This window comes from Hydrogenophilus thiooxidans (assembly GCF_019049855.1).
GTDB lineage: Bacteria > Pseudomonadota > Gammaproteobacteria > Burkholderiales > Rhodocyclaceae > Hydrogenophilus > Hydrogenophilus thiooxidans.
Genome location: NZ_JAHLSY010000049.1, coordinates 1 through 2,877 on the forward strand (window position 1 = coordinate 1; position 2,877 = coordinate 2,877).

The following is a 2,877-nucleotide window of genomic DNA, read 5'->3' on the forward strand; positions in this document are numbered from 1 at the left end:
CTTTTGCCTCCTGAGTTCCTCGATCAGCTCACGCATCGTCTCGCGACCTATGAATAATGCACGACGTCGCGGATCAATGCAATCGTCCGGGACCTGACAGTTAATTAGCGTGCGCACTTCCGGCAACACAACAGTGGTAGCGTTGTTGTCTAAATACATGGTCACTTCATCCACTTTCCTCAGAGCGTTCCGATAGGTGATCGTGCCCCAAGAGCATGAGGAAAGCCATTGATTGTAAGCTTAAAGTACCTCACATTTGATTAAACGGCTCAATGGCGATCCCGCCCCACAACCACGGCTTCCCACAGCCGCTCTTCGTCGCTAACCGTATAAATGCTCGTCGTTGCCAAGCTCGCGTGGCCAAGAAGCTGCTGCACCAGATTGACCGGCACACCGCTTGCCGCAAGGTGGGCGCCACAGGTGTGACGCAGCCAATGGGGTGAGGCCCGCTCGAAATGTGACGCGTCGCTTTCGTTTCCCTCTAGCCGAACGCGATTGGCAAGATTACGGAAAAACTTTTTTACAGTTTTGTAAAAAGCATTCGGGGAAAGCGGACTATTGGTACCAAGCGCAGCAACGAGCGGCGTCTCTGGCGGATTGCGCAACAGTTCCCGGGAAAGACCACGAAAAGCAAAGTACGCTTGCAATGGCTTCTGAGCATAAGGAGGTAAGGGCACCGCACGCCATTTACCCCCTTTGCCAAGCACTTTGACCATGAGCCTGGTTCCGCCACGGCTCAGCGGTCGCACGTAGAGATGGGCTACGCGCAACAGCACGATTTCTGCTAGGCGAAGACCTGTTGCTTTGGCAAAGATCATCACGAAGCGCATCCGAGCAGTCGCTTCGCTCTCAGGTAACTGGGTAAGAAAATCCAGGATTTCTTGCCACTGATCCCCGGAAAAGACCCGCGTGAGCTCGACCTCTGCATTGCTATCGACATATCTTGCCGATTTTCGGCCCACTGCAACCCACGGGTTTGCCGGTAGATAACGCACTGCCGCAAGCCACTCGAACAGGCTCATCACCACCGTGATCGCGTAGCGCACCGAAACGGGCGAGAGCGGTCCTTCAAAAGGTCGCCAATCGGGATGGTAGCGCGGAGTGTTACGTTTCCCGATCCAAGCATGTTGCGCGATTGCGAAAGGCCACTCACTTTCTGCGCAACGCCCTAGCAACGACAACCAGTCTCGATAACGAGCACAATCGCCGACGGTGAGCTCAGCAAAACTTTTTCCCAGCTCCAACCGCGACCACAACAAAAAGCGCTCAGCTTCACGACGATACGCACGGTAGGTGTGGGGACTTCCCGCACCCTTGATCGATAACCACTGCGTTACTGCCTCTTTGTCGCTTGCCGCATCGATCAATGCCGGAAAGTGCGACGCCCCATAAACCGCAACATTAGAGCGGCTTTTTCGTGGTTCGTCGAACGCTTCGAGCGGAACGATGGCTCGCGACGGATCGGAGTACGAATCGGTCACGAAAAACCCTACTTTTCTTTTATGATTCATGATAACTTCCATTATCATGACTGTCAACCGAACGACGACAGGAGCCATTGCAGCCGCCCGTGCAACCTGCTACAACGAAGCCAAAGCGGTTGGCGCGAATGCCGTCAGACAAGGAACGAAGATGGAACGGGTTCCGAGCTTATCGATCGCGGTCACCAGCAAGAATCTCACCGTAGCGGCCATCGCTCGGCAGCTTCTGGCGATGAAAATCGGCGCATTCCTCGTTGGCGTACTCAAACCCGACGGCAAGATGATCAACTTGCACTACACCTGGGCCGATCTCTACCACGCCATTTCCTGGTTGCGGCACGAAAATGCCAAAGGAGCGCACATCTATATCAAGCCCGCGGGAGAACGCCACCCGCTCGTGCTGGTAGACGACATCGCCCATGAAGCGATTGGACAGATGCAGCAAGATGGCTGGGAACCATGCCTGGTTACAGAAACAAGCCCACGGAACTACCAAGCATGGATCCATCTTGGCACGCCGGTCGCGGTCGCGATTCGCAAAACCGTTGCCAGAAAACTCGCTGCGACCTACCACGGCGACCCAAATAGCGCCGACGGGGACCACTACGGCCGGTTGGCAGGATTCACCAACCGCAAAGAGAAGTACCGCAGACCCAACGGCATGTATCCATTCGTCAAAATTGTGATGATGCAAGAAAAAAGCGCGACCCAGGCTGAAACACTCATCGAAGCGCTGAGTAGCTCGAACCCCAACCTGCCGCACAAAGAGGCCAATAGCGAGAATCGCCACGTCGAGACGCGGATGGCCCACACAGGTGAAGCCCCCAAAGCGATTCGGGAATACCACAGGCAAGCCAAAGTAATCAAAGCGCTTTACCCAAACACCGACTACTCCCGCCTTGACTGGATGATCGTCACCGAAATGCTCGAACAGGGATTTTCGGTTGCAGCGGTTGAAGTCGCCATGCGTGAAGCCTCACCGCTTCTCGAGGAAAGGAAAAAGGGGCATATCGACGACTACATAACCCGTACCGTCACAAAAGCGATGCACGCAATTGCCAATGGCGGTTCGATGAACAGCGAATTGCCTGGGAATAAGTAGATTTACAAAAAGAAAACATTATTTCTGTAAAAACAGAAAAAAGAAAGGGCCCAACCGGTTGGGATAACAGTGTCGACTCTACCCTTTCAGATCAAATGGGAAAAGGCACGGTCGAGGTACCTGACGTCTCGGACTTACTGGAGGTCGATACGATGTTGGCCGAACGCATCGAGAGTTGGACCAAGGAGTGGTGGGAGCAGGGGTTGCAGCAGGGGTTGCAACAAGGGTTGCAGCAAGGTGAGGAAAAGGGTTTTTACCTCGGTGAGCTGCAAACCTTGCAGCGGCAGCTCACCA

General features: G+C 54.3%; 2 protein-coding genes and 1 pseudogene. 2 read left to right on the forward strand and 1 reads right to left on the reverse strand.

Annotated elements, in window-relative coordinates:
- Positions 1-269: 269 nt before the first annotated feature.
- Complete coding sequence (locus KUL93_RS11120) at positions 270-1,511, reverse strand: tyrosine-type recombinase/integrase (RefSeq protein ID WP_217127103.1); 1,242 nt, start codon at positions 1,509-1,511, stop codon at positions 270-272.
- A 121-nt stretch (positions 1,512-1,632) separates the two neighbouring features.
- Here KUL93_RS11120 and KUL93_RS11125 point away from each other — a divergent pair, with 121 nt between their 5' ends.
- Both KUL93_RS11125 and KUL93_RS11130 read left to right on the forward strand, forming a co-directional pair.
- Positions 1,633-2,583 carry a DNA-primase RepB domain-containing protein gene (locus KUL93_RS11125; RefSeq protein WP_217127104.1) on the forward strand — a complete coding sequence of 317 codons (951 nt, stop codon included), beginning with the start codon at positions 1,633-1,635 and terminating at the stop codon, positions 2,581-2,583.
- A 95-nt stretch (positions 2,584-2,678) separates the two neighbouring features.
- A pseudogene (locus KUL93_RS11130) lies at positions 2,679-2,877 on the forward strand (Rpn family recombination-promoting nuclease/putative transposase); the annotation flags it as partial.

What these genes read in the sequence shown, in the direction of transcription:
- KUL93_RS11125 (WP_217127104.1), top strand. Translation starts at nt 1,633, where the DNA reads ATGGAACGGGTTCCGAGCTTATCGATCGCGGTCACCAGCAAGAATCTC.
- KUL93_RS11120 (WP_217127103.1), bottom strand. Translation starts at nt 1,511, where the DNA reads ATGAATCATAAAAGAAAAGTAGGGTTTTTCGTGACCGATTCGTACTCC.